This window comes from Aeromonas sp. R4-3 (assembly GCF_040908275.1).
Classification (GTDB): Bacteria; Pseudomonadota; Gammaproteobacteria; order Enterobacterales; family Aeromonadaceae; genus Aeromonas; species Aeromonas rivipollensis.
Window position 1 is genome coordinate 70,013 of sequence record NZ_JBFODK010000062.1, and the last position, 26,448, is coordinate 96,460.

26 protein-coding genes are annotated in these 26,448 nt (G+C 59.7%); 21 read left to right on the plus strand and 5 right to left on the minus strand.

Annotated elements, in window-relative coordinates; all coding sequences use genetic code 11:
• Window positions 1–211: 211 nt before the first annotated feature.
• From AB5Y91_RS20140 to mnmE, 8 genes are all read left to right on the plus strand, one after another.
• On the plus strand, window positions 212–970 hold the full coding sequence (locus tag AB5Y91_RS20140; protein WP_106885375.1) for an amino acid ABC transporter substrate-binding protein: 759 nt from the start codon (window positions 212–214) through the stop codon (window positions 968–970).
• Entirely contained in the window at window positions 971–1,639 is a 669-nt protein-coding gene (locus AB5Y91_RS20145) for an amino acid ABC transporter permease (RefSeq protein WP_025328884.1), read from the plus strand.
• Between the two features lie 93 nt (window positions 1,640–1,732).
• Window positions 1,733–2,467 carry an amino acid ABC transporter ATP-binding protein gene (locus tag AB5Y91_RS20150; RefSeq protein ID WP_106885376.1) on the plus strand — a complete coding sequence of 245 codons (735 nt, stop codon included), beginning with the start codon at window positions 1,733–1,735 and terminating at the stop codon, window positions 2,465–2,467.
• Between the two features lie 269 nt (window positions 2,468–2,736).
• Window positions 2,737–2,871, plus strand: a complete 135-nt coding sequence (gene rpmH / locus AB5Y91_RS20155; RefSeq protein ID WP_005307156.1) for a 50S ribosomal protein L34 — start codon at window positions 2,737–2,739, stop codon at window positions 2,869–2,871.
• Complete coding sequence (rnpA, locus tag AB5Y91_RS20160) at window positions 2,871–3,230, plus strand: ribonuclease P protein component (protein ID WP_025328882.1); 360 nt, start codon at window positions 2,871–2,873, stop codon at window positions 3,228–3,230. The genes rpmH and rnpA overlap by 1 nt, the downstream gene beginning before the upstream one ends.
• Window positions 3,197–3,445, plus strand: coding sequence for a membrane protein insertion efficiency factor YidD (gene yidD / locus AB5Y91_RS20165; RefSeq protein ID WP_010672280.1), 249 nt, complete (start codon window positions 3,197–3,199; stop codon window positions 3,443–3,445). The genes rnpA and yidD overlap by 34 nt, the downstream gene beginning before the upstream one ends.
• A 5-nt stretch (window positions 3,446–3,450) precedes the next feature.
• Entirely contained in the window at window positions 3,451–5,097 is a 1,647-nt protein-coding gene (yidC, locus tag AB5Y91_RS20170; protein WP_163156855.1) for a membrane protein insertase YidC, read from the plus strand.
• 97 nt (window positions 5,098–5,194) lie between these two features.
• Window positions 5,195–6,556 carry a tRNA uridine-5-carboxymethylaminomethyl(34) synthesis GTPase MnmE gene (mnmE, locus tag AB5Y91_RS20175; protein ID WP_368170624.1) on the plus strand — a complete coding sequence of 454 codons (1,362 nt, stop codon included), beginning with the start codon at window positions 5,195–5,197 and terminating at the stop codon, window positions 6,554–6,556.
• 70 nt (window positions 6,557–6,626) lie between these two features.
• Here the strand turns inward: mnmE and fhuB are convergent, their stop codons facing one another.
• The 5 genes from fhuB to AB5Y91_RS20200 form a co-directional block, all read right to left on the minus strand.
• The gene (gene fhuB / locus AB5Y91_RS20180; protein WP_368170625.1) at window positions 6,627–8,609 is read right to left on the minus strand and encodes a Fe(3+)-hydroxamate ABC transporter permease FhuB; all 1,983 of its coding nucleotides are present in this window, start codon (window positions 8,607–8,609) and stop codon (window positions 6,627–6,629) included.
• Window positions 8,606–9,523, minus strand: coding sequence for an ABC transporter substrate-binding protein (locus tag AB5Y91_RS20185; RefSeq protein ID WP_262113860.1), 918 nt, complete (start codon window positions 9,521–9,523; stop codon window positions 8,606–8,608). Before AB5Y91_RS20185 ends, fhuB begins: the two co-directional genes overlap by 4 nt.
• A 13-nt stretch (window positions 9,524–9,536) precedes the next feature.
• A complete protein-coding gene (locus tag AB5Y91_RS20190) occupies window positions 9,537–10,301 on the minus strand; it encodes an ATP-binding cassette domain-containing protein (protein ID WP_106885380.1) in 765 nt (254 codons plus the stop codon).
• Window positions 10,302–10,355: 54 nt separating this feature from the next.
• Window positions 10,356–12,002 carry a multidrug ABC transporter permease/ATP-binding protein gene (locus tag AB5Y91_RS20195; RefSeq protein WP_289980389.1) on the minus strand — a complete coding sequence of 549 codons (1,647 nt, stop codon included), beginning with the start codon at window positions 12,000–12,002 and terminating at the stop codon, window positions 10,356–10,358.
• Window positions 12,003–12,063: 61 nt separating this feature from the next.
• Window positions 12,064–14,172, minus strand: coding sequence for a TonB-dependent siderophore receptor (locus tag AB5Y91_RS20200; RefSeq protein ID WP_289980391.1), 2,109 nt, complete (start codon window positions 14,170–14,172; stop codon window positions 12,064–12,066).
• Window positions 14,173–14,556: 384 nt separating this feature from the next.
• On the opposite strand from AB5Y91_RS20200, the gene mioC reads away from it, so the two are divergent.
• The 13 genes from mioC to atpD all read left to right on the plus strand — a co-directional run bounded on the left by mioC (window position 14,557) and on the right by atpD (window position 26,435).
• Window positions 14,557–15,006, plus strand: a complete 450-nt coding sequence (gene mioC, locus AB5Y91_RS20205) for an FMN-binding protein MioC (protein ID WP_025328874.1) — start codon at window positions 14,557–14,559, stop codon at window positions 15,004–15,006.
• 508 nt (window positions 15,007–15,514) lie between these two features.
• The gene (gene mnmG, locus AB5Y91_RS20210; protein ID WP_106885383.1) at window positions 15,515–17,404 is read left to right on the plus strand and encodes a tRNA uridine-5-carboxymethylaminomethyl(34) synthesis enzyme MnmG; all 1,890 of its coding nucleotides are present in this window, start codon (window positions 15,515–15,517) and stop codon (window positions 17,402–17,404) included.
• 21 nt (window positions 17,405–17,425) lie between these two features.
• Window positions 17,426–18,052, plus strand: coding sequence for a 16S rRNA (guanine(527)-N(7))-methyltransferase RsmG (gene rsmG, locus AB5Y91_RS20215; RefSeq protein WP_106887825.1), 627 nt, complete (start codon window positions 17,426–17,428; stop codon window positions 18,050–18,052).
• Window positions 18,053–18,079: 27 nt separating this feature from the next.
• Window positions 18,080–18,883, plus strand: a complete 804-nt coding sequence (locus AB5Y91_RS20220; protein ID WP_043132402.1) for a ParA family protein — start codon at window positions 18,080–18,082, stop codon at window positions 18,881–18,883.
• Window positions 18,880–19,788, plus strand: coding sequence for a ParB/RepB/Spo0J family partition protein (locus tag AB5Y91_RS20225; RefSeq protein WP_106885385.1), 909 nt, complete (start codon window positions 18,880–18,882; stop codon window positions 19,786–19,788). The genes AB5Y91_RS20220 and AB5Y91_RS20225 overlap by 4 nt, the downstream gene beginning before the upstream one ends.
• Before the next feature lie 190 nt (window positions 19,789–19,978).
• Entirely contained in the window at window positions 19,979–20,389 is a 411-nt protein-coding gene (locus AB5Y91_RS20230) for an ATP synthase subunit I (RefSeq protein WP_025328869.1), read from the plus strand.
• A gap of 8 nt (window positions 20,390–20,397) precedes the next feature.
• Complete coding sequence (atpB, locus tag AB5Y91_RS20235; RefSeq protein ID WP_025328868.1) at window positions 20,398–21,180, plus strand: F0F1 ATP synthase subunit A; 783 nt, start codon at window positions 20,398–20,400, stop codon at window positions 21,178–21,180.
• A 58-nt stretch (window positions 21,181–21,238) separates the two neighbouring features.
• Complete coding sequence (atpE, locus tag AB5Y91_RS20240) at window positions 21,239–21,478, plus strand: F0F1 ATP synthase subunit C (protein WP_010672265.1); 240 nt, start codon at window positions 21,239–21,241, stop codon at window positions 21,476–21,478.
• Between the two features lie 51 nt (window positions 21,479–21,529).
• Entirely contained in the window at window positions 21,530–22,000 is a 471-nt protein-coding gene (gene atpF / locus AB5Y91_RS20245) for a F0F1 ATP synthase subunit B (RefSeq protein ID WP_025328867.1), read from the plus strand.
• 13 nt (window positions 22,001–22,013) lie between these two features.
• Window positions 22,014–22,547 carry a F0F1 ATP synthase subunit delta gene (gene atpH, locus AB5Y91_RS20250; protein ID WP_106885386.1) on the plus strand — a complete coding sequence of 178 codons (534 nt, stop codon included), beginning with the start codon at window positions 22,014–22,016 and terminating at the stop codon, window positions 22,545–22,547.
• Window positions 22,548–22,562: 15 nt separating this feature from the next.
• On the plus strand, window positions 22,563–24,104 hold the full coding sequence (gene atpA / locus AB5Y91_RS20255) for a F0F1 ATP synthase subunit alpha (RefSeq protein WP_005326253.1): 1,542 nt from the start codon (window positions 22,563–22,565) through the stop codon (window positions 24,102–24,104).
• A gap of 42 nt (window positions 24,105–24,146) precedes the next feature.
• Window positions 24,147–25,013 (plus strand): F0F1 ATP synthase subunit gamma, encoded by an 867-nt coding sequence (gene atpG, locus AB5Y91_RS20260; protein ID WP_041206629.1) that lies wholly within the window; start codon window positions 24,147–24,149, stop codon window positions 25,011–25,013.
• A gap of 33 nt (window positions 25,014–25,046) precedes the next feature.
• Window positions 25,047–26,435, plus strand: a complete 1,389-nt coding sequence (atpD, locus tag AB5Y91_RS20265) for a F0F1 ATP synthase subunit beta (protein WP_042651591.1) — start codon at window positions 25,047–25,049, stop codon at window positions 26,433–26,435.
• Window positions 26,436–26,448 lie beyond the last annotated feature (13 nt).

Consider the following 26,448-nt stretch of genomic DNA (forward strand, 5'->3'; position numbering starts at 1 on the left):
TTGACTTTCAAGGATCCAACGCCCCAGGATCTGATTTCATCCCCAAAGTTACCCACAGCCACCAACCGGTGATGTGGACAGAATGAGACCCTGTTGCTGCGGTTATTTTATATAACCAAATATCATTTATTCTTTATATTTTATTCCAATAACATCAGCGCCAACCCGTGATTACAACTAAAAATACAGAACTACAGAGAGAGGAATCCCCATGAAATCCACCATCAAGCTGATCTCCGGCGCCGCCATTCTGCTGGCCAGCCTGTCCGGCCAGGCCATCGCCCAAGAAACCATCAAGGTCGGCATGTCCGGCAAGTATTTCCCGTTCACCTTCGTCAAGCAGGACAAGCTGCAAGGCTTCGAGGTGGACATGTGGAACCAGATCGGTGAGCGCACCGGTTACAAGGTCGAGTTCGTCACCGCCAGCTTCTCCGGCCTGTTCGGCATGCTGGAAACCGGTCGCGTCGATACCATCTCCAACCAGATCACCATCACCGACGAGCGCAAGGCCAAGTACGCCTTCTCCCAGCCCTACGTCTATGACGGCGCCCAGATAGTTGTACGCAAGGGCAACAGCACCATCCACGGTCTCAAGGATCTGGAAGGCAAGACGGTCGCGGTGAACCTGGGCTCCAACTTCGAAGAGCTGCTGCGCAAGAACGACCCGAACAAGAAGATCGACATCCGCACCTATGACTCCAGCTTCGAGCAGGACGTTGCCCTGGGTCGCATCGATGCCTTCGTGATGGACCGCGTCTCCACCGCCCAGCTGATCAAGGAATCCAAACTGCCGCTGCAACAGGCAGGCGCACCGTTCGAGACCATCGAGAACGCCCTGCCCTTCCTGAAGACCCCGGAAAAACAGGCCGTGCTGAAGAAGGTCGACGAGGCACTGACCGCCATGCGTAAAGACGGTTCCCTGACCAAGATCTCGGAAAAATGGTTCGCAGCGGACATCACCAGCAAATAAATGATGGAATTTGATCTCGAGTACACGCTAGGGCTGTTTCCCATCCTGCTCAAATACCTGGGCACTACTATGGAAATGGCCCTGTGGGGATTCGTATTGGCACTCGTACTGTCGCTGGCCCTGGCGATAGTACGGGTGTTTCGCGTTCCCGCAATTCACTGGCTGGCGATGCTGTATATCTCGTTCTTCCGGGGGACCCCCCTGCTCGTCCAGCTGTTCCTGCTCTACTACGGGCTGCCGCAACTGTTCCCGATCTTCGTGGGGATGGATGCCTTTACCGCCGCCATCATAGGTCTGACCCTGCACTTCGCCGCCTACATGGCCGAGTCGATCCGGGCCGCCATTCTCGGCATCCACAAGAGCCAGATGGAAGCGGCCCTCAGCATCGGCATGAGTCGTTATCAGGCGATGCGGCGGATCATACTGCCGCAGGCGGCCCGCATCGCGACGCCGTCGCTGATGAACTACTTCATCGACATGATCAAGAGCACCTCACTGGCGTTTACCCTGGGGGTGGCCGAGATCATGGGCAAGGCGCAGATGGAGGCCTCCTCCTCCTTCAAGTTCTTCGAGAGCTTCATGGCGGTGGCCCTGGTCTACTGGGTGGTGGTCATCATCTTTACCCGCTTGCAGCACCTGCTGGAAGTACGCCTCAATCGTGCTTACTAAGAGGATGCCAGCGATGATGAACAAGCCATTACCCACTTGCGGCACAGGCTGGAAGTACCTCTCAACGGCCGCGCCTATTAAAGGAGACCTGTCATGATCAAGTTAACGGGTCTTGCCAAGGCCTATGACGGCAATCAGGTATTGAACGGCATCGATCTGGAGGTGAAGAAGGGGGACATTGTCGTCATCATCGGCCCCTCCGGCACCGGAAAATCGACCCTGCTGCGCTGCCTGAACCTGCTGGAGACCCCGGATGCAGGCACCCTTGCCATCGATGACCTTGAGCTGGATCTGGCCCATGCCAGCGAGCAGCAGGCCATCGAGCTGCGCAAGCGCGCCTCCTTCGTGTTCCAGAACTATGCCCTGTTCGCCAACAAGACGGCGCTGGACAACATAGCCGAGGGGCTGATCACCGTCTGGAAACAGCCGAAGGCGGAGGCCAGGGCCACCGCCCTTGGCATCCTCAAGGACATAGGCCTCGCCGACAAGCAGGATGCCTACCCGGCGTCCCTGTCCGGCGGACAGCAGCAGCGGGTCGGCATAGGCCGCGCCATGGCGGCTCACTCCAAGGTCATCCTGTTTGACGAGCCCACCTCGGCCCTCGATCCCGAATGGGTCGACGAGGTGCTGGGGTTGATGAAGGAGCTCGCCCGCCAGCACCAGACCATGGTGGTGGTGACCCACGAGATCGAGTTCGCCCGTGATGTCGCCGATCGGGTGATCTTCATGGAGGGGGGCCGGATCGTCGAACAGGGCCCGCCGGATCAGATATTGGTCGATCCCAAGGATCCCCGTACCCGGGAGTTCTTGCGGAAAGTCCTTAAATAGCTCTCTCTTTGGCGGCCTGGCCGCCTTTTTTCTTGGTGGATCCTTGTTTAACCCGGGGTTGCCAGTATAATTCGGGGCCCTTGATCCTCTGGATCCTGCCAGCTTCTCCTGCTTATTGTTGAGCCAGAAGAAGATGAGAGGGAACGGCGGATTGACGAGAAGCCGAACTCTGTTTAGAATTCGGCCTCTTTTGCTAGTCGTCACACGCTATAGCTGGCGCGTCGGCTAAGTGTGACAATCAAAACTGTACAGAAATACGGAATCGAATCATGAAACGTACTTTTCAACCGTCCAACCTGAAGCGCAAGCGCTCTCACGGTTTCCGCGCTCGCATGGCTACCGCCAACGGCCGCAAAGTTCTGGCCGCTCGTCGTGCCAAGGGTCGTGCCCGCCTGGTAGTCTAATGCCTACCCAGCACACCTTCTCTCGGGAGTTACGTCTGTTAACTCCCGAACACTTCAAACGCGTTTTCGCCGAGCCTGTCCGGGCCGCTTCTCCGCAAATTACGCTTCTTGCTTGCCCCAATTCCCTCGAACACCCCCGTCTTGGCCTGGCTGTGCCCAAAAAAGCACTCAAGCGTGCCGTCTGGCGTAACCGTGTCAAACGAGTGGTACGGGAGAGCTTCCGTCTCAATCAGGCCAATCTGCCCGCTATCGACATCGTCGTCATAGCCAAGGGTGGCGTAAAGGAGATGGACAACGAAGAGCTGTTCAAGTTACTGGAAAAGCTATGGCGCACTCTGTCACGCCGTTGCAATGGGTAGCTATCAAACTGATACGCCTGTATCAGCTAATCATTAGTCCCCTGCTCGGGCCGCGCTGCCGTTTCACCCCGACTTGTTCCCAATTTGCGATAGAAGCAATCCGACTTCACGGTTTCATAAAAGGCGTTTGGTTAGCCAGCAAACGTCTATTAAAATGCCATCCCTTATCCGAGGGTGGTTATGACCCGGTTCCGCAACCAAAGCGAAGAAACTGAAGACTATGGAATCACAACGCAATTTACTCCTGATCGGTTTGCTGTTCGTGAGCTTCTTGCTCTGGCAACAGTGGGAGTCCGACAAGGCTCCGAAGCCGGCCCCGACTACCGTGGCCCAAACCGAACATTTCGTACCTGAAGCCGGTCAGACCGGTGATATTCCTCAGGTTTCCGAGCAAGCCAACGCCACTACCGCACGCAAGCTGATCACCGTCTCCTCCGACGTGCTCAAGCTGACCCTGGATACCCAGGGCGGTGACATCGTCTCTGCCGAACTGCTGGCCCACAAGCTGGAAGAAGGCAAGGAACAGCCGTTCACTCTGCTGACCAGCCAGCCTGCGCACCTCTATGTTGCCCAGAGTGGTCTGGTGGGTCGCGATGGTCCTGACAGCCAGGCCCAGGGTCGTCCCACCTATGAAGCAGCCCAGACCAGCTACCAGCTGGCCGACGGTCAGGATCAAGTCGTCGTACCGATGACCTGGACCGACAGCAAGGGCGTCGTCTTCACCAAGGAGTTCGTGCTCAAGCGCGGTGACTACGCCATCGGCGTCGATTACAAGATCGACAACAAGTCTGCCGAGCCGGTTCAGGTGCAGTTCTACGGTCAGCTGAAGCAGACAGTGACCACGCCGAAGGACCAGGAAGGTCATGCCATGGTGGCCAGTGCCTACCGTGGTGGTGCCTTCTCCAGCGAAGATACCCGCTACAAGAAGTACACCTTCGACGAGATGAAGGATGCCGACCTGAACAAGACCACCAAGGGTGGTTGGGTCGCCATGCTGCAGCACTACTTCGTCTCTGCCTGGGCACCGAACGCCGAGGACACCAATAGCTTCTACAGCCGCGTGATCCCGGGTAAAGACCAGGCCATCATAGGCTACAAGGCGCCGCTGGTTGACGTGGCTGCCGGTCAACAGGCCGAAGTGAGCGGCAAGCTGTGGGTCGGTCCCAAGTTGCAGGATCAGATGGCCAAGGTGGCAAACCACCTGGACCTGACCGTCGACTACGGCTGGCTCTGGTTCATCGCCCAGCCGCTGCACTGGTTGCTGACCGTGTTCCACGGTTTCGTCCAGAACTGGGGTCTGGCCATCATCATGCTGACCCTGCTGGTACGCGGCATCATGTTCCCGCTGACCAAGGCCCAGTACACCTCCATGGCCAAGATGCGCATGCTGCAACCCAAGCTGGCTGCGCTCAAGGAACGCTTCGGTGACGATCGCCAGAAGATGTCCCAGGGCATGATGGAGCTGTACAAGAAGGAGAAGGTCAACCCGCTCGGTGGCTGTCTGCCGATCCTGGTGCAGATGCCCATCTTCATCGCCCTGTACTGGGCACTGATGGAGTCTGTCGAGCTGCGTCACGCGCCGTTCGCCCTGTGGATCACCGACCTGTCGGTGAAGGACCCCTTCTTCGTGCTGCCAATCCTCATGGGTGCCTCCATGTGGTATCTGCAGAAGATGAGCCCGACCACCATCACGGACCCGATGCAGCAGAAGGTGATGCAGTTCATGCCGATCATCTTCACCTTCATGTTCCTCTGGTTCCCGGCAGGTCTGACCCTGTACTGGCTGGTGAGCAACGTCATCTCCATCATCCAGCAGACCATTATCTATCGTCAGCTGGAGAAGAAAGGCCTGCACTCACGCACTTGATGCGCAGCCCATCTTCCCTGATGACAAAAGAGGCGGCCCTGGGGCCGCCTTTTTTATTACAATGTCCCCCAATTACCGAACAGACGAGTCAAGCAAGATGACAACAGATACGATCGTGGCCCAGGCCACCGCCCCCGGCCGGGGTGGCGTCGGCATAGTCCGCGTCTCAGGCCCCGCCGCCGAACGAGTCGCCGAAATCGTGCTCGGTCGACTGCCCAGGGTGCGCTATGCCGAATATCTGCCGTTCAAGGACGAGCAGGGCCAGCCCCTGGATCAGGGCATAGCCCTGCTGTTCAAGGCCCCCAACAGCTTCACCGGCGAGGATGTGCTGGAGCTGCAAGGCCACGGCGGCCCCGTCATCCTGGACATGCTGATCCGCCGTATCCTGCAAATCGAGGGCATACGCCCCGCCCGTCCCGGCGAGTTCAGCGAACGCGCCTTCCTCAACGACAAGCTGGATCTGGCCCAGGCCGAGGCCATCGCCGACCTGATCGAAGCCTCCAGCGAACAGGCAGCCCGCAGCGCCATGCACTCCCTGCAGGGGCAGTTCTCCGGCAAGATCCAGCAACTGGTGGAGAGTCTCACCAGATTGAGGATCTATGTGGAGGCCGCCATCGACTTCCCGGACGAGGAGATCGACTTCCTCTCAGACGGCAAGGTCGCGGGGGATCTGTACGGCATCATGGCAGAGCTGGATGGCGTACGTGGCGAGGCCAAGCAGGGGGCCCTGCTGCGGGAAGGGATGAAGGTGGTGATCGCCGGCCGTCCCAACGCCGGCAAGTCCAGCCTGCTCAACGCCCTGGCCGGGCGCGAATCCGCCATAGTCACCGAAATCGCCGGCACCACCCGCGACGTGCTGCGCGAGCACATCCACCTCGACGGCATGCCGCTGCACATCATAGACACCGCCGGCCTGCGCGATACCCAGGACAAGGTGGAGCAGATCGGCATAGAACGCGCCTGGGCCGAAATAGAGCAGGCCGACCGGGTGCTCTTCATGGTGGATGGCACCACCACGGATGCGGTCGACCCGCGGGAGATCTGGCCGGAATTTGTTGATCGGTTGCCAAAAAACATCGGCCTCACGGTAGTGCGCAACAAGGCCGACCTGACCGGCGAGGATCTGGAACCTAGCCAGGAACTGGGCCACGCCGTCTACCGCATCTCAGCCAAGACAGAGCTGGGGCTGCCCGCCCTGCGCGATCACCTGAAAGCCTGCATGGGCTTCCAGGGCAACACCGAAGGGGGCTTCATGGCCCGCCGCCGTCACCTGGATGCCCTGGAGCGCGCCGCCGAGCGGCTGCTGGTGGCCAAGGAGCAGCTCGAGGTCTATGTGGCCGGCGAGCTGGTGGCCGAGGAGCTGCGCCTGGCGCAGGAGTCCCTGTCCGAGATCACCGGCGAGTTCAGCTCGGACGATCTGCTGGGCCGCATCTTCTCCAGCTTCTGCATCGGCAAATAAACCTGCACGGCAGGCAATGAAAAGCCCGGGATGATCCCGGGCTTTTTTTGTGCATTTTTTCTTCACAACCCTAGAGGCGGCGCAGGCACCACATGAAGTAAGCGCCCCCTAACAGGGTGGAGACCAGCCCGACCGGCACCTCCTGCGGGAACAGGATCTGCTGGCCGACCCAGTCCGCCAACACCATCAGCAGGGCCCCGCACCCCGCCGCACCGAGCAGGTGCCAGCGGGCCCGCACCAGCCCCATCAGCTTGGCCATGTGGGGGGCCAGCAAGCCGGCGAAGGAGAGCGGCCCTATGACCATGGTGGCGCTGGCGGTGAGCACGGCCACCAGCAGCAAGATGATGAGCTGGGCACGGTTAAGACGAATGCCGAGCGCCGTCGCCACCGCAGGCCCCATGGGCATCAGATCGAGCCAGCGGCTCACCAGCAGGCAGGCCGCCAGCATCAGCAGCGCCAACCCTGTCAGGCCATAGGCCACCGGCAGGGTGACGTAATAGGTGGAGCCGGACATCCAGGAGAGCAGCTGCTGCACTCGCAGATCGCCGTTGGCCAGGGCGATGGCCTGCAGCGGCTCGAACAGCGCCGTGATGGCGATGCCGGAGAGCAGGATCCGCTCAGGCTGGAAGCCGTGCTTGCGGTTGACCAGCACCAGCAGCAAGAGGCAGCCGAAAGCGCCGATCAGGCCCCCAAGCATCATCATGGGCAGCGGCAAAGCGGGCAGCAGCAAGGCCGTCGCTATCACCCCCATAAAGGTGCCGCCGCTCACCCCCAGCAGCTCGGGGCTCGCCATGGGGTTGTTGCTGACCCGCTGCAGCAGGGTGCCCGCCAGGGCCAGCAAGACCCCGGCCGCCCCCGCCGCCAGGGTACGCGGCAGGCGCCACTCCAGCTGGGCCTGCCACCTGAGCCAGCTCGGCCAGCTCCAGCCGTGCATCCCCTGCCCGACCAGCAGGGACGCAACCACCGCCAATGCCAGCCCCATCAGCAGCAGGCTGATGAGGCGAGCAGGTGCGCCATGGCGTGCCACCGTCAGGCCGTTGGCGGCCTTGGGGGCACCCGACTTGAAGGCAAGCCGAGGGATCAGCCAGAGCAGCAGCGGCGCCCCCAGCAGTGCCGTCATGGCCCCGGTCGGGATCAGCACCGGCCAGAAGCGACTCATGGATTGCAGCAGCAGATCCGTGGCCGCCAGCAGTAGGGCACCCAGTATGGGGGCCCACAGCAGGCGCTGGCCGAGTTGCCTCACCCCCAGCAGTCGCACCATGGCCGGCGCCGCCAGCCCGATAAAGCCGATCAGCCCCACCACGCTCACCACACAGGCGGTGACGAAGACCGCGAGTCCAAGTCCGGCGAAGCGCAGCTGCTTGAGGGAGACCCCCAGACTGCGGGCGCTGGCATCGTCCAGCTCCAGCACGCCCAGGGGGCGGACCAGCAGGGCGGCCAGGGCCCCGGCTACCAGCAGCCGCGGCAGCAGGTAGAGGACGCCGCTCCAGCTGTTCTGGGCCAGGGAGCCGCTGCCCCACACCAGCAGGCCTTTCAGCTCCTCCTGGAAGAAGAGCAGCAGCCCCATGCTGATGGCCGCGAGATAGAGGTTGATCACCAGCCCGGCGAACACGATGACCACGGGATTGAGCTGGCGACGCCAGGCCAGGGCAAACACCAGCCCCATGGCGAGGCTGCCACCGGCCATGGCGATCCACTCCCTGCCGATCAGCAGCCAGGAAGGGGCGAACAGGGTCACCATCATCAGCGCCAGCTGGGCGCCGGAGGCCACCCCGAGCGTGGTGGGGGACGCGAGGGGATTGCGCAGCACCTGCTGCATCAGGGTGCCAGCGAGACCGAGAGCGGCACCGGCCAGCAGGCAGACCACCAGTCGCGGCAGCCAGCTGAAGTGGATGACAGCCTGGCGGGCGTCGTCCAGCCTGGGAGAGAAGAGCGCTTGCCACCAGAGGGAGCCCGGCAGCTGGCGCGCCAGCTCACCACAGGCCAGCACCAGGGTCAGCGCCAGCAGGCAGAGGCCCGGGCGCAGCAAGGGAGAGGAGACAAAACGGTTCATTGGGCTTCTCCCTTGAGGGTCACGCTTGCCTGCTCCTGCAGGGCCTCGCCGAGCAAGGTGGCGAAACGACGGGCGGCCAGCATGCCGCCGAAACTCCAGGTCGCGGGCAGATGCAGCACAGGCGTGTTCTGTACCAGCGGCAGGTGCTGCCAGAGCCCGGGTTCCTGCAGTTTTTCACTCACCCCCACGGGAATGGGATCCACCACCACCAGCCTGGCCTCGGGAATGGCCAAGAACTGCTCGAGACTGGCCACCGAGAAGCCCCAGGCGTTGGTCTCCCCCTGCCAGGCATTGCGCAGGCCGAGCCGCTGCATCACCGCCTCGAACAGGCTGTGGCGGCCAAACACCCGCACATGGCGCTCGTCGATGAACTGCACCACCAGCAAGGGGGGCAGATCGGCGGGCAGCGCCCCCTTCATCTGCGCCAGATCCCGCTCCAGCGCGGCGAGCTGGCGCTCGGCCTCGGCGGTTCTGTTCACCAGCGCGGCTATGGTCAGTGTCGCCTCGCGCAGTCGCGGCCACAGCTCGGCATCGGGCTCATAGAGGGCGATGGACTGCACGGGCGCGATGCGGGACAGGGTTGGCGCCAGCGGTGCCGCCAGCGGGGATATGAGGATGAGATCGGGCTTGAGCTCCGCCAGCAGCTCCCGGTTGGGCTGGGCCCGCAGGCCTATGTCGATCACCTCGGCGGGGAGCCGGGGTTCGCCGACCCAGGCACGATAGGAGTTCACATCCCCCATGGCCAGCGGGGTCACGCCGAGGGCCAGCAGGGTTTCGGCTATGGTCCAGTCCACGGTGGCGATGCGCGGAACCGTGCCGCCGGCAGCAGGGGCTGCGGGCTGCGACTCAGCCTGCGCCGCCAGCGGCAACAGCAGGCTGACGAGACAGGGGGCAATCTTCAGTAGACGATTCAAGAGAGGACCCCGACTAGACGATAGCGATGGCGTGGTCATGGGCCGGGTGGCGAATGACTTCCATCGGGATGCCATAGATGGCATGCAGGGTCTCGCCGGTCATGATGCGCGAAGGCTCGCCATGGGTCAGCAGACGACCGCTGTGCAGCGCCACCAGCCGATCGCAGAAGCGGGACGCCATGTTGATGTCGTGAATGACGATGATGACCCCGAGGTTGAGCTGGCGACTCAATTGTTTGACGAGCGCGAGCACCTCCACCTGATGAGCCACATCCAGCGCGGCCAGCGGCTCGTCCAGCAGGATGAAGCGGCTCTCCTGGGCCAGCAGCATGGCTAGCCAGACCCGGCCCCGCTCGCCGCCGGAGAGGGTATCCACCAGCCGGTCGGCAAACCCCTCGGTATGGGTCAGTGCTATGGCCTTGTCGACCTGGCGGTGATCGGCCTCCCCCATTCGCCCCAGCAGACCACGCCAGGGATAGCGCCCCATCTCCACCAGCTCACGGCCAAGCAGATTCTCGGCGCTCGGCAGATGTTGTGGCAGATAGGCGACCTGACGGGCGAAGTCCCGGTTGCCCCAATCGGACAGCGGCTTGTCATCGAACAGTATCTCCCCATCGCTCAGTGGCTGCTGGCGTGCCAGCAGCTTGAGCAGGGTGGATTTGCCCGAGCCGTTGTGGCCGATGAGGCCATAGACCTGACCCTGCTCGAAGCGCAGGCTGGTGGGTTGCAGCAGCGTGCGGTCATTGACCGCGAAGCTCGCGGCTTTCATCTCAAACATGATTCATTCCTGTGCTGAAGGGGACAGGCTCTCGCCTCCCCCTTGCGGCCGGTATCAGACCGGCACCTCGCTATCCAGATGGGCGACGGCATCCCGGCTCACCTGCTCGCGCCGCTCGCCAGTCAGCTCGGTGAGGCGGCCCTGACGCATCTCCAGCAGGCGATCCGCCAGGGAGAAATAGAGATCGTCGTGGCTGATGGCGATCACCGTCTTGCCCATCTCCTTCAGGCGCGGTAACAGCACCTGATAGAAGATGCGGCGGAACTGGGGATCCTGATCCGCCGCCCACTCGTCAAACAGCATCACCTCGCGCTGCTCCGCCAGTGCCAGCAGCAGGGCGACCCGCTTGCGCTGCCCCTGGGAGAGATCGATGTTGGCGATGAAGCCTTCCTCTATGACGAGCTTGCTGCCCATCTGCAGCCGCTCCAGCCACTCGGCTACCAGGGCCTCTTTCGGCTCAGGCCCCAGCAGGTGCTGGAACAGGTGGTAGTCGGTGAAGATGGCGGAGAAGAGCGCCAGGTAGGCGTTGCGATCGGCGATGGGCTCACCATCCAGCAGGATCCGGCCAGAGACAGGCTGATAGAGCCCGGTCAGCAGCATGGCCAGGGTCGACTTGCCGGAGCCGTTGCCGCCTATAATGAAGATCTGCTCCCCCCGCTCAATGGTCAGATTGATGGGCCCCACGGCGAAGCCGCCCTCCCCCTGATAGTGAAAGCTCACCTGCTCCAGCTCGATCCGTTGCCAGGCACTGGGGGCCGGTGGCAGCGGGAAGGCGGGTTCCGGCTCGGCCAGATTCAGGGTCGCTATCTTGTCGAACGCCACCTGGGCCGAGATCAGGGTCGGCAGGGCGCCAATGCCCTGCAACAGCGGGGTGCGCAGGAACAGCAGGGTCAGGGCGAAGGTGGCGGCCACATTGGTGTTGGCCCAGCCGAGGCCATTGGCCAGGAAGAAGACCAGGCCTATGGCCCCCAGCATCATGATGTTCGACCAGTTCACCGCGCTCAGGTGATAGGTATCGGCGCGGATGATCTGCTCCCGGTAATCCCGGGCGTTCTGCTCATAGAGCTGGTGGTAGACGAAGTGGGCCCGCTCGCGATTGAGCGCCAGTTCCTTGCTGCCGGCGATGATGGACTGGTAGTTCTGATAGAGCCTGTCTTCGGCCTGACGCATCTGGGCCAGGTGACGATAGACCCGGTTCACCAGCAGCCAGCCCACCACCATGGTCACAGTGACCCAGAGGGCGGTGACACCGAGCAGGGCGGGAGAGAGCAAGCCGAGGTAGATGATGGAACCCAGGGTGAGCACCAGCCCCTGCACCAGCTCCGGCAGGCGCACGAAGGCGATGGTGATCTGGCCGATGTCGCTGGAGAGAGAGGCCAGCAGCGGTCCCTGCCCTATCTGGCGAATGCGGGCGACGTCGGTGTCCAGCAGTTGCTTGAGCAGGCGGCCGCGCAACCTGTAGACGAAATGATGACCGAGTGTGGTCAGGGCTAGCTGGGATCCGAGTGTGATCACCAGCAGCAGCAAAATGAGGCCGAGCAGTTGGCCCAGGATCGGCAGCGGATCGCCGACTGACTCGATAAGATATTGATTGATAAAGGCAATGACGCCTATCCCACTCACAGCGCTGAGCAGACTGAGCAGGGTAATGGCGATGAAGGGCCAACGGTATTGGCGGTAAACCAGTGACAAGAGTTCCATGACAGGCCTGTATACAAAAAGAAGGAGGGCGGGAGCTTGAGGCTCCCGCCCGGCCTGTATCTTACCAGCGGTAGTTGACTGAGCCGACTATGCTGCGCGGCTCACCGTAGTAGCAGTAGTAATCACAGCTCGCCACATAGGTGTCGTTCAGCAGGTTGTTGACGTTGACCTGGGCACGCCAGTTCTTGGCGAAGTCATACCCGATCATCGCATCCCACACCGTCTGGGCCGGCACCTGGGCCGAACCGTAGATGGGGTTGTAGTTGGCATCCACGGCACCTATGCCGACGCTGGAGCCGATGTAACGTACCCCGGTGCCCACTTCCAGCCCGGAGACCGGACCCTGCTGCACCTTGTAGTTGCCCCAGAAGGAGGCCTGGTGGCGCGGGATCAGGCTGGCCTGGCGATCACCGTTGCCGGTGTCGTTGGTCTTGGCGTCGGTGTAGGTATAAGCAGCGGTCAGGCGCAGCGCCTCTGTGGCCTGCACGCTCCCTTCCAGTTCGACGCCCTGGGAGGTCACTTCGCCAGCCTGGGTTTGCTGGCCGGAACCGGTAGAGACCAGCGAGTTGGTCTGCTCCAGATCGAACAGCGCCAGGTTGATGTAGCCATCGAGGAAGCTGGGCGCGTACTTGATGCCGGTCTCGTACAGCTTGCCCTCGAGCGGCTTGTAGGAGTTCTTGGTGTTGGGATCTATACCCGGCAGCACCTCGAACGACTCGGCATAGGCGAAGTAAGGGGAGAGGCCGTTGTCGGCCAGGTACATCAGACTGCCGGAGAGCGAGAGGTTGTCATCGTACTGTTTCTCGTTCTTGCTGGTGGCTTCGCTGATGTTGTGGGTCTCCACATAGTCGAAGCGGCCGCCGGCGGTCAGCAACCAGCGATCGTCCCAACGGATCTGGTGCTGGGCATAGAGGCCGCTCTGGCCCTTGGTGTTCTTCTGATAGGTGGCGGTGGACTCATCGAAACCGGGGAAGCCGCTGTAGTCCGGGTTCATGGTATCGATGGATCCCATGCCGTAGTTGTCGGCCTCGACTCCTTCGTTCACGTGACGCTGCAGATCGATCCCCAGCAGCAGAGTCTGCTCGGTACGATCCGTGTTCCAGTAACCCACCATCTGGTTGTCCATGGTGGCGCTCTTGGTGTCGCCATCACGGTAGACCAGGCCACGGTAGGCGGTGGTGCCTTCGTAAGTCGGGAAGATATAGGTCTGGCGCAGCAGCAGATCGTTGTAGTTGAAGCGGACGTTCTGCTTGAACTCCCAGGTCTGGTTGAACTGGTGGGCCAGCTCGTAACCTGTGGAGATCTGGGTATTGCGGTTGCGATCGTAATCCGGCTGACTCAGGTTGGTGGCGGGCTCGATCTGGCCGCCCGAGGTGTTCAGGGTGCCATAGACGGGGAAGAAACCGTTGGTGGGCACCCCTTCGTCGTGCAGGAAACTGGCCAGCAGGGTGAGGCTGGTGCGATCCGAGATATCCAGGGTCACGCTCGGCGCCAAGTAGGCGCGCTCGTTGTAAGTGCCATCCAGCACGCCGTCGCGCTCCTTATAGAGCGCAACCATGCGATAACGGCTGTCGTCGGTCAGATCGTCGGAGAAGTCGACCCCGACCTGACGCAGATCCCGGTTGCCCAGTTGCAGATTGACCAACCCTTGCGGGGTCGCGGTCGGACGCTTGCTGATGGAGTTGATCACGCCGCCGGGAGGGGCCTCGCCGTAGAGGATGGAGGCCGGGCCTTTCAGCACTTCCACGCTTTCCAGGCCGAAGGGCTCGGGGGTCCACACATAGTAGCCGGTGCTGAACAGGCGGTTGCCATCCAGGTAGGAGGCGGCATCGAAGCCACGGACCTTGAACCAGTCGGTGTTGTTGTCCGAGCCATAGAGACCGGTGAGCACGCCAGAGCGGTAGCGCACTGACTCATCGAGCTGAAGCACGGCGTGCTGATCCAGCTCCTCGCGATTTACCACGGAGACGGCGCGTGGGGTCTCTGCCATGGGCACTTCGACCTTCATGGCGGTGCCGGTGACCACCATGGTTTCAGCCGCCTTGGGCAGCTCTTTATCCGCTTGTTCCGCAGCCAGAACGGGCAGGCTAGCCAGCAGGCAGGAGAGCGGCAACAGCTGGGCCCCCTTCTTTCGCATCACTGCATTTTGGGTATTTTTTTGCGCAATCATATAAGTGTCTCAAATATCAATGAGTTATATTTTGGTTTCTTATTATGGGTGCCCAATGCGGCCGGTCTGCCCGACTCCTTAGGCGAATAAATCGGCACAATGCTACTACAAGAGCCATGATCGAATCGATTCAATAATTGCTAATCATTTGCATCTCTATTGTTACCTGCTGTATCAACGGACGACATTTCCGGCAGAAAGACTCATTCAGGAGGGTGATCAAGAGGAGGGAACCAGGGGAAGATGAAAAAAGATGGCGAGGGCGGCCTCTGCCATAAAAATCGTGAAGGATCCTTATCCCCAAGCTTTATCCATATTTATCCACATCCTTTGGCGGTAGAATCCCGGCTCTCCGTTTCTTTCGATGACATCAGGATCCATTCCATGGCCAAACTCAATCTTGTCGTCGGCTCCATGCTGGGCGCCGCCGAATATGTCGCAGATCATGTCGCCAGCCTGCTGGAACAGGCGGGCCACCAGACCCGGATCCACAACCCGGCCAGCCTGGCCGAGGTGCTGGCGGAGCCGGATGCCATCCTGTTGGTGATCACTTCCACCCATGGTGCCGGCGACGTGCCCGACAATCTTCAGCCCTTCGCCAAGGATCTTGCCGACCAGCATCCGGATCTCAACGCCTTGAAATATGGGGTGATCGGGCTTGGGGACCGCAGCTATGACACCTTCTGCCAGGGTGGCAAGACGCTGGATCGACTGTTGGCCGAGTGCGGCGCCAGCCGGATCGGGGATCGTCTGGAGATAGACGTGACCCAGCACGAGATCCCGGAAGATGCCGCCGAAGCCTGGATCCATGACTGGATGCAGATGATCGCCTGATCAGGGCCTGGGAGATCCGGTAAAAACACCTTGATCTCCCCGCTTATCCCCAAATTCCTATCCACCAGGTTATTAACAGATAGATCCGGGAGAGTTGTTCTACACGGTTACCCACAACGTCCAGGGGTAATGTGCATAACTATAGTGTTAAGCTCTGTAAAACCTATAGTTATCCATGTATGAGATCTTATCCAGTTCTGGTCTGTGTATAAAACCACTGGTTATCCCCCCGTTCACGGCCCTGGGATCCAAGCTTTTCCACAAGCTGGGATCGTCTTTAAACGGATGATCTTTATGATCAAAAAGGGCTTATCAACAGAAATCGTGGATCCTAATAAAAGATCCAGTAAAAGATCGATCTAAAGATCCTTAAGATCTACTAACGGATCCTGCATCCATACTGATCCTGAAGTAGACGTTCCCCTCAAGAGGCTAAACGGATAGAATGATCCGCCCTTCAGCCCAGGCAAATAAAGATCTTCAGGCGTGCAGATCAAGGTGATCCCCAATGCAATACCATGAACAATTTGATGTGATCGTCGTCGGTGGCGGTCATGCAGGAACCGAAGCAGCAACAGCGGCCGCCCGTATGGGCCTGAATACCCTGTTGCTGACCCACAACATCGATACGCTGGGACACATGTCCTGTAATCCGGCGATCGGCGGGATCGGCAAGGGACACCTGGTCAAGGAAGTGGATGCCCTGGGCGGGATCATGGCGCAGGCCATCGATCTTGGCGGGATCCAGTTCCGTACCCTCAACTCCTCCAAAGGGCCCGCGGTGCGTGCCACCCGTGCCCAGGCGGATCGCCTGCTTTACAAGGCCGTGGTGCGCCAGACCCTGGAAAATTACCCGAACCTGAAGATCTTCCAGCAAGCCTGTGACGATCTCGTCATGGACGGGGATCGTGTCGCCGGTGTGGTCACCCAGAGCGGGATCCGCATCAGCGGCAAGACGGTGGTGCTGACGGTAGGGACCTTCCTGAACGGCCTGATCCACATCGGGATGGAAAACTACAAGGGCGGCCGCGCCGGGGATCCTCCCTCGATCGCCCTGGCCCAGCGTCTGCGCGAGCTGCCGCTGCGTATCGATCGGCTCAAGACAGGCACGCCGCCACGCATCGATGCCCGCACCGTGGATCTCTCCGTGATGCAGCAGCAGCACGGCGACGATCCTCGTCCCGTCTTCTCGTTCATCGGCAACGCCAGCCAACACCCCCGTCAGGTGCCTTGCTACGTTACCCACACCAACGAGAAGACCCACGAGGTGATCCGCAACAACCTGGATCGCAGCCCCATGTACGCCGGGGTGATCGAGGGGATAGGCCCCCGTTACTGCCCGTCGATCGAGGACAAGATCACCCGCTTCGCCGACAAGACGGCGCACCAGATCTTCGTCGAGCCGGAAGGCCTGACCACCCACGAACTCTACCCGAACGGGATCTCCACCAGCCTGCCGTTCGACGTGCAGGTGCAGATCGTCCGTTCGATCCGCGGCTTCGAGAATGCCCACATCACCCGCCCCGGCTACGCCATCGAATACGACTTCTTCGATCCGCGGGATCTCAAGGCCAACATGGAGAGCAAGTGCATTCCAAACCTCTTCTTCGCCGGCCAGATCAACGGCACCACTGGCTATGAAGAGGCGGCCGCCCAGGGGCTGATGGCCGGTCTGAACGCCGGTCTGCGCGCCCAGGGCAAGGATGCCTGGCATCCCCGCCGGGATCAGGCCTACATGGGCGTGATGATGGACGATCTCTCCACCCTGGGCACTCGCGAGCCCTACCGCATGTTCACCAGCCGCGCCGAATACCGTCTGCTGCTGCGGGAAGACAACGCCGATCTGCGCCTGACCGCCATAGGTCGCGAGCTGGGCCTGGTGGATGACCATCGCTGGAGCCTGTTCAACACCAAGATGGAGCAGGTGGAGCTGGAGCGTCAGCGCATGCGTTCGACCTGGATCCACCCGCAGCACCCGTCGCTGGAGGCGGTCAACGCCCTGGTCAACACGCCCCTGACCCGGGAGCAGAGTCTGGAAGAGCTGCTGCGTCGCCCCGAGGTGACCTACGATGCCCTGATGGCCATCGAGGGGGTCGGCCCGGCGCTGGAAGACGCGGCAGCGGCGGATCAGGTGGAGATCCAGATCAAGTACGCCGGCTACATCGAGCGCCAGCACGACGAGGTGGAGAAGCAACTGCGCAACGAGAACACCCTGTTGCCGCTGGACATGAACTACCGCGACGTGAACGGTCTCTCCAACGAGGTGATCGCCAAGCTGAATGATGCCAAGCCGCAGACCATAGGTCAGGCCTCCCGCATCTCCGGCATCACCCCGGCGGCCATCTCCATCCTGCTGGTTCACCTGAAGAAACACGGCCTGCTGCGTAAAACCGCCTGAGGATCCTTACCGTTGGAAAATATGCTGGAAAGATTGAACGGCCTGCTCATGCAGGCCGGTATTGTTATCACCGACACTCAAAAGACCCAGTTGGTGCAGTTGGTTGAGTTGCTGCACAAGTGGAACAAGGCTTACAATCTCACCTCGGTGCGAGATCCTGACGCCATGCTGGTCAAGCACATCCTCGACAGTCTGGTGGTGAGCCCTCACCTGCACGGTGAGCGTTTCATCGATGTGGGCACAGGCCCGGGCCTGCCCGGCCTGCCGCTGGCCATCATCAATCCGGACAAGCAGTTCGTGCTGCTCGACAGCCTGGGCAAGCGGATCAACTTCATCCGCCAGGTGATCCAGGAGCTGGGGCTGACCAATGTGACGCCCGTCAAATCCCGGGTGGAAGAGTATCAACCCGAGGTGGGTTTCGATGGGGTACTCAGCCGGGCCTTCGCCTCGCTGGAGGACATGCTGAACTGGTGTCACCATCTGCCGTCACCCGAGGGCAGCTTCCTGGCGCTCAAGGGACAATACCCCGAGCAGGAACTGGCACAGTTGCCTGCCAGCATTCGTCTGGTTGCCACCCATCAGCTGGTGGTGCCCGAACTGGAAGGTGAGCGTCATCTGCTGGAGTTTAAAGCCATCCAGCCCGAATAGGGCCGCCGTATTCATTTAGGGGATAGTGTGGGAAAAGTCATTGCCATAGCCAACCAGAAGGGTGGAGTGGGTAAAACCACCACCTGTGTGAATCTGGCCGCCTCCCTGGCCGCTACCCGGCGCAAGGTGCTGGTGATCGATCTGGATCCGCAGGGCAATGCCACCATGGGCAGCGGCGTCGACAAGTACGAAGTCGAACGCACCGCCTATGAACTGCTGATCGACGATGCTCCCATCAACGAGGTGATCATCCCCGAGACCTCGGGTGGCTATCACCTCATCGCCGCCAATGCCGACGTGACGGCGGCGGAAATCCGTCTGATGGAGTTCTTCGCCCGCGAGATCCGCCTGCGCAACGCCCTGGCCTCGGTAAGGGACAAGTACGACTATGTCTTCATCGACTGCCCGCCTTCTCTCAACATGCTGACCGTCAACGCCATGGCCGCCGCCGACTCCGTGCTGGTGCCCATGCAGTGCGAGTATTACGCGCTGGAAGGGCTCACCGCCCTGGTGGACACCATCAGCAAGCTGGCGGCCGTCGTCAACCCGGAGCTGAAGATCGAAGGCGTGCTGCGCACCATGTTCGATCACCGCAACCGGCTGGCCAATGATGTGTCCGATCAGCTGAAACAGCATTTCGGGGACAAGGTCTATCGCACCATCATCCCCCGCAACGTTAGACTGGCGGAGGCGCCGAGCTTCGGTGCCCCGGCCATGCACTATGACAAATCATCGGTGGGGGCCAAGGCCTATCTGGCCCTGGCTGGCGAGATCCTGCGTCGTCAGGAGCAGGAGTCTCAGCCGATCACCGCAGACCGAGAGAGCATATGACGCCGAAGAAACGTGGGCTGGGCAAGGGGTTGGATGCCCTGCTCAGCACCAGCACGGCCGCCCGCCAGAAACAGGTGATGAGCGACCAGCGTACCGAACAGGCCATGGCGCCCACCAACCAGGGCGAGCTGCGCAAGCTGCCGCTGGAGTGGCTGCAGTCCGGCAAATACCAGCCGCGCAAGGACATGTCCCAGGATGCGCTGGAAGACCTGGCCAACTCGATACGGGCGCAAGGCGTGATTCAGCCGATAGTGGTACGCTCCATCGGCGAGAATCGCTTCGAGATCATCGCAGGTGAGCGGCGCTGGCGCGCGTCCCAGCTGGCCCGGCTCGAGGTGGTGCCCTGCATCGTCAAGGACGTGCCCGACGAGGCCGCGGTGGCCATAGCGCTGATTGAGAACATCCAGCGCGAGGATCTCAACGCCATCGAAGAAGCGGTGGCCCTGCAGCGACTGCTGACCGAATTCGAGCTGACCCACCAGCAGGTGGCCGAGGCGGTGGGCAAGTCCCGCACCACTGTCACCAACCTGCTGCGCCTGAACCAGCTCAACGAGGACGTGAAGCGGTTCGTCGAGCACGGGGATCTCGACATGGGCCATGCCCGTGCCCTGCTGGCCCTGAGCGGCCCGGCCCAGTCCGAGCTGGCCAAGCTGGTCGCCCAGAAGGGGTTGACGGTGCGAGATACCGAGAAACTGGTGCAAAAAACGCTGGAACCGGCAAAAACCAAGGTCGAGCCCGCCCGCGATCCCCAGTTTGGTTACCTCGAGCGCCAGATTTCAGAAAAAATTGGCAATCAGGTACAGCTTCAGCCGGGCAAGAAGGATAGCGGCAAGTTAGTAATAAGTTACGATAACTTAGCGGATTTGGACCGGGTATTGGGCTATTTTGGTCTGTCAGAATCGTGATTTTTACGCTTTTTGTAGTAATAAAACATCCATTCCTTTCGATATGAACATAACCTTAATTTCGCGCGGAAAGCCGCAAAAATTAAGGATTTTTGCCATGTTGCAATAGCCGTCTTCACGGGTATAATTTGACCGGCTTTTCGAGCTGTGAACCTGGGGTCTTCGGATCCCGATTTTTTACAGTTCTGTAATGTTCAGGGGTAGGTTGGTGAAACAGAAAGTAGCCTTGGAAGGTTTGACGCTAGCCTTGGCTATGCTCGTTTGTCAGCTCATCCTGATCCTGGCGATCAGTTCCGTCTGGTTTTATCAGACCGGGGCGTTTGCCGGACGTTCTTCCCTCTTCGGGGGGGGAATGTACTGGGTTCCTCAAGCCCTGTTCACGCTCTGGGTTCTGCGCCGCAAGGTGACGAAAGAGAGCGTGGGCCTGGTTTTGCGGGACTTTTATGGTGGGGCAGGGATTAAGCTCATTACTACAACAGGACTTTTCGCCCTGATGTTTGGCTCCGGGATCGAGGTCGACACCGTCTCGTTCTTCGCCACTTATATCCTCGCCCTCGTTGTACAGTGGATAGTTTCATTCACGCTTAACAACCACTATTAGGAAAACTCATGTCTGCAACCGGAGAAGTCCTGACTCCTCAGGGATATATCTCCCACCACCTGACCCACCTGCAAGTCGGGTCCGGGTTCTGGACGGTGAATATCGACTCAATGATATTTTCCGTCTTGCTAGGCGCCCTGTTTATCTGGTCGTTCCGCCGCGTAGCCGTCAAGGCCACCAGCGGTGTGCCCGGTAAGCTGCAGTGCTTTGTGGAGATGCTGGTCGAGTTTGTGAATGGTAACGTCAAAGACATCTTCCATGGTCGGAACCCGGTCATAGCACCGCTGGGACTGACAGTGTTTGTCTGGATCTTCCTGATGAACTTCATGGATCTGATCCCCGTTGACTTTATCCCTCACGCTGCACAGTTGATGGGTGTTCCCTATCTGCGTGTGGTTCCCTCTGCTGACGTTAACATCACCATGTCCATGGCTTTGGGCGTGTTCTTCTTGATCCTGTACTACAGCATCAAGGTCAAGGGTATCAGTGGATTCGTGAAGGAGCTGACGCTTCAGCCTTTCAACCATCCCGCTGCCATCCCGGTTAACTTCATCCTTGAAACCGTCACGTTGATTTCCAAGCCTGTTTCATTGGGTCTGCGACTGTTCGGCAACATGTATGCTGGCGAACTGATCTTTATCCTGATTGCGGGTTTGTTACCCTGGTGGTCACAGTGGATCCTGTCCGTGCCTTGGGCAATTTTCCACATCCTGATCATCACTTTGCAGGCGTTTATCTTCATGGTTCTGACCATCGTCTATCTGTCGATGGCGCAAGAAGACCATGGTTGATGCAACTCAAATAATCCTTTTTATACAATCAATTACATCTAAATAAATGGAGATCCTCATGGAAAACTTGAACATGGACCTGCTGTACATCGCTGCTGCAATGATGATGGGTCTGGCGGCTATCGGCGCCTCCATCGGTATCGGTATCCTGGGTGGCAAGTTCCTGGAAGGTGCTGCTCGTCAACCGGACCTGATCCCTGTTCTGCGTACCCAGTTCTTCATCGTCATGGGTCTGGTGGATGCGATCCCGATGATCGCCGTTGGTCTGGGTCTGTATGTGATGTTTGCGGTTGCCTAAGTCGTCACGACTCACGCAGAACCCATTAACTAACTTAAGAGGACATCGGCTGTGAATATCAACGCCACCCTCCTCGGCCAAGCAATTGCTTTTTTCATCTTCGTAGTGTTTTGCATGAAGTACGTATGGCCGCCGCTGATCGCTGCCATCGAAGCCCGTCAGAAAGAAATTGCTGATGGTCTCTCTTCTGCCGAACGTGCCAAGAAAGATCTGGATTTGGCCAAGGCCAACGCCACCGATCAGCTGAAAGAAGCCAAGCTTCAGGCTGCTGAAATCATCGATCAGGCCAACAAACGCAAGGCCCAGATCATTGATGAAGCCGCTGTCGGAGCTCAAGCAGAGCGGGAAAAAATCCTGGCTCAGGGCCGTGCAGAGATCGAAGCTGAACGTCATCGTGCCAAAGAAGAACTGCGCAAGCAGGTTGCTGCTCTTGCCATCGCGGGTGCAGAGAAGATCCTGGCACGCCAAATCGACCAGGCTGCCAACAGCGACATCGTCGACAAACTGGTAGCAGAACTGTAACGGGAACGGGGCTATGTCTGAACTGACTACAATCGCTCGCCCCTACGCCAAGGCTGCTTTCGAGTTTGCCGTTGAGCACAAGGCGGTTGACCAATGGCTGGAGATGCTCGGTTTCGCCGCACAAGTGGCCGAGAACGAGACCATCCATGACCTGGTAAACGGCTCCGTGGCCGCCGAAGAACTGGCAAATCTGTTTGTCGGTGTCTGCGGTGAGCAGCTCAACGAGCATGGTCAGAACCTGATCCGGGTGATGGCTGAGAATGGCCGCTTGGGTGTGCTGCCGGCTGTCGTTGCTGAATATGTCGCGCTCAAGGCTGAACTGGACAAAGAAGTTCAGGCTGACGTGATTTCGGCGATCGAACTGACCGACCAGCAGAAGGCCGCTATTCAGGCTTCTCTGGAACAACGTCTCGCGCGCAAAGTGAAGCTGAATTGCAGCATCGATGCGTCCTTGATGGCCGGGGTGCTCATCAAGGCCGGTGATCTGGTTATCGACGGCACGGTCCGCGGTAAGCTGGATCGCATGGCCGACGCGCTGCAATCTTGATTGGGGTATTAGAGCATGCAACTGAATTCCACTGAAATCGCCGAGCTGATCAAGCAGCGCATTGCGCAGTTTGATGTCAAAAGCGAAGCGCGTAACGAAGGTACCATCGTCTCTGTGAGCGACGGTATCATTCGTATCCACGGTCTGGCCGATGCCATGCAGGGTGAAATGATCGAGCTGCCGGGTAACCGCTTCGCTCTGGCATTGAACCTGGAGCGTGACTCCGTTGGTGCCGTTGTCATGGGTCCCTATGCCAACCTGGCGGAAGGGATGAAAGTAAAAGGTACCGGCCGTATTCTGGAAGTGCCGGTCGGTCGTGGTCTGTTGGGCCGGGTGGTCAACACCCTGGGTCAGCCGATCGACGGTAAGGGTCCGGTAGACAACGACGGCTACTCGCCGATCGAAGTCATTGCCCCGGGCGTTATCGAGCGTAAGTCTGTTGACCAGCCAGTCCAGACCGGTCTGAAAGCCATCGATGCCATGATCCCTATCGGTCGTGGCCAGCGTGAGCTGATCATCGGTGACCGTCAGGTTGGTAAGACCGCCATCGCGATCGACACCATCATCAACCAGAAAGACTCCGGCATTAAGTGTGTCTACGTTGCGATTGGCCAGAAGGCCTCCACCATCGCCAACGTGGTGCGCAAGCTGGAAGAGCACGGCGCCCTGGCCAACACCATAGTGGTCGTAGCTTCTGCCTCCGAAGCGGCTGCCCTGCAGTACCTGGCTCCCTATGCCGGTTGCTCCATGGGTGAGTACTTCCGTGACCGCGGTGAAGACGCGCTGATCATCTATGATGACCTGTCCAAGCAGGCCGTAGCCTATCGCCAGATCTCCCTGCTGCTGCGCCGTCCGCCAGGACGTGAAGCTTACCCGGGCGACGTCTTCTATCTGCACTCCCGTCTGCTGGAGCGTGCTTCCCGCGTCAACGTCGAGTACGTCGAGAAGTTCACCAAGGGTGCCGTGACTGGCCAGACCGGTTCTCTGACCGCGCTGCCGATCATCGAAACCCAGGCTGGCGACGTGTCTGCGTTCGTTCCGACCAACGTGATCTCCATCACCGATGGCCAGATCTTCCTGACCACTCAGCTGTTCAACTCCGGTATTCGTCCGGCGGTTGACCCGGGCATCTCCGTATCCCGTGTGGGCGGTGCCGCTCAGACCAAGATCGTCAAGAAGCTGTCCGGTGGTATCCGTACCGCGCTGGCCCAGTATCGTGAGCTGGCGGCCTTCGCCCAGTTCTCTTCCGATCTGGACGATGCGACTCGCAAGCAGCTGGACCATGGTCAGAAAGTGACCGAGCTGATGAAGCAGAAGCAGTACTCTCCGATGAGCGTGGCTCACCAGTCTCTGGTGCTGTTCGCCGCCGAGAAGGGCTACCTCGCCGATGTCGAACTGAGCAAGATTGTCGACTTCGAAGCCGCTCTGCTCTCTTACGCCAATACCCAGCATGCTGAGCTGATGGCTGAAATCAATGCCAAGGCCGACTACAACGACGCGATCGTTGGCAAGCTGACTGCGTTGCTGGATAGCTTCAAGGCAACCCAGACCTGGTAAGCGTGTGTGGCAGCGCAAGCTGCCACCTGATGGAGAGAAGAGATGGCCGGCGCAAAAGAGATACGTAACAAGATCGGGAGTGTGAAAAACACTCAGAAGATCACCAGCGCTATGGAAATGGTGGCAGCCAGCAAGATGCGCCGTGCGCAGGAACGCATGTCTGCCAGCCGTCCGTACGCTGAAACCATGCGCAAGGTGATCGGCCATATCGCTCAGGGGAACTTGGAATACAAGCACCCCTACCTCATCGAACGTGAGGTCAAGCGAGTGGGTTACATCGTCGTCTCCACCGACCGTGGCCTGTGTGGCGGCCTGAACATCAACCTGTTCAAAGCCGCCCTCAACGATATGAAGCAATGGAGCGCGAAAGGTGCCAAGGTTGACCTGGCACTGATCGGTAGCAAAGCCTCCAACTTCTTTGAGCGGCACGGCGCCAAGGTGAAAGCCCACGTCTCCGGACTGGGTGACAACCCGAGCGTCAATGACCTGATTGGTTCAGTCAAGGTCATGCTGAAGGCTTACGACAACGGTGAGATTGACAGGCTGTATCTGGTGTACAACAAGTTCGTCAACACCATGGTTCAGCAACCAAAAGTCGATCAACTGCTGCCTTTGCCCGTAACAGAAGACAGCAAGCTCGCCAAGAAACACCACTGGGATTACCTCTATGAGCCGGATCCCAAGCAGCTGCTGGATACCCTGTTGATTCGCTACGTCGAATCCCAGGTGTACCAGGGCGTGGTAGAAAACTTGGCAAGTGAACAGGCAGCCCGAATGGTTGCCATGCAAGCCGCGACTGACAACGCCGGCAACCTGATTAACGATCTGCAACTGGTGTACAACAAGGCCCGTCAGGCCAGTATTACCCAGGAACTGACAGAGATCGTATCCGGTGCTGCTGCGGTGTAAGGCAAGGGTTATCAAAGGTTTAGAGGATTTGACATGAGTAACGGTTTCATCGTCCAAATCATCGGCGCTGTAGTGGACATCGAGTTCCCGCAGAATGCCGTGCCCCAGGTGTACGATGCACTGAAAGTCATCAGCGAAGGCCAAGGCCAGGGTCTGGTACTGGAAGTTCAGCAACAGATCGGCGGCGGCGTCGTTCGTTGCATCACCATGGGTTCCTCCGACGGTCTGCGTCGTGGGTTGGAAGTAGTTAACAGCGGCAAGGCCATCCAGGTACCGGTTGGTACCTCGACCCTGGGTCGTATCATGAACGTACTGGGCGAGCCCATCGACGAGAAGGGTCCGATCGGCGAAGAAGAGCGTTGGTCCATCCACCGCGAAGCCCCCAGCTACGAAGATCAGTCCAACAGCGCCGAGCTGCTGGAGACCGGCATCAAGGTTATCGACCTGGTTTGTCCGTTCGCCAAGGGTGGTAAGGTCGGTCTGTTCGGTGGTGCCGGTGTAGGCAAGACCGTCAACATGATGGAGCTGATCCGTAACATCGCGATCGAACACAGTGGTTACTCTGTATTCGCCGGTGTGGGTGAGCGTACCCGTGAGGGTAACGACTTCTACCACGAGATGATGGAGTCCAACGTACTGGACAAAGTATCTCTGGTTTACGGTCAGATGAACGAGCCGCCCGGAAACCGTCTGCGCGTCGCGCTGACCGGTCTGACCATGGCCGAGAAGTTCCGTGACGAGGGTCGTGACGTGCTGTTCTTCGTGGACAACATCTACCGTTACACGCTCGCGGGCACTGAAGTATCCGCACTGCTGGGCCGTATGCCTTCTGCAGTAGGTTACCAGCCGACCCTGGCCGAGGAGATGGGTGTTCTGCAAGAACGTATCACCTCCACCAAGACTGGTTCCATCACGTCAGTCCAGGCCGTTTACGTGCCTGCGGATGACTTGACCGACCCGTCTCCGGCGACCACCTTCGCCCACCTGGATGCGACCATAGTTCTGTCCCGTCAGATCGCGGCACTGGGTATCTACCCGGCCGTTGACCCGCTGGACTCCACCTCCCGTCAGCTGGATCCGCTGGTGGTAGGCAAGGAGCACTACGAGACCGCTCGTGGTGTGCAGATCGTACTGCAGCGCTACAAAGAGCTGAAGGACATCATCGCCATCCTGGGTATGGATGAACTGTCAGAAGAAGACAAACTGACCGTATCCCGTGCCCGTAAGATCGAGCGTTTCCTGTCCCAGCCGTTCTTCGTGGCCGAAGTATTTACCGGTTCTTCCGGCAAATACGTGCCGCTGAAAGAGACCATCCGTGGTTTCCAGGGCATCCTGAAAGGCGAGTACGACGATCTGCCCGAGCAGGCGTTTTACATGGTTGGCAGCATCGACGAAGTCGTCGAGAAAGCCAAGAAACTGTAAGCCTCGATAGGAG